This is a genomic window from Helicobacter didelphidarum, from assembly GCF_003364195.1.
Classification (GTDB): domain Bacteria; phylum Campylobacterota; class Campylobacteria; order Campylobacterales; family Helicobacteraceae; genus Helicobacter_A; species Helicobacter_A didelphidarum.
On sequence record NZ_NXLQ01000230.1, the window covers coordinates 1 to 388 of the forward strand.

General features: G+C 29.9%; 1 pseudogene. It reads right to left on the reverse strand.

The features are described from left to right. A pseudogene (locus CQA53_RS13050) lies at window positions 1–388 on the reverse strand (hypothetical protein); the annotation flags it as partial.

Here is a 388-nt window from a genome sequence, read left to right on the forward strand (position 1 = left end):
AAATTTCCTTTTTATAATGTATGTGCAACCTATACTATCCTCGAACCATGCAAGTTTATAACTCGCCATAGATTCTTGCTCTAAATTATAGCGTCTTGTTTGCCAACCACCATGAACATTAATTTTAGTTAAATTTTGAGGTGCAAATCCATTTTTATTGGCAAATAAATTAACATAACCATAAATTCTTCTTGTTTTCTTTTCTGCTGGGGAAACTCGATATTCTACAATATCTTTTATATAATTATCGCTTCTTTCATCTAATTTTCTAGCTTCCCTATTCAACTCCTCCCAATCTAGCGTATCTAAACTCAATCCAAAGTAACTTAAGATTTTATTATACTTCTCTTCATTATTTGGTAATTCATTAAGCTTACACATCTTTTTA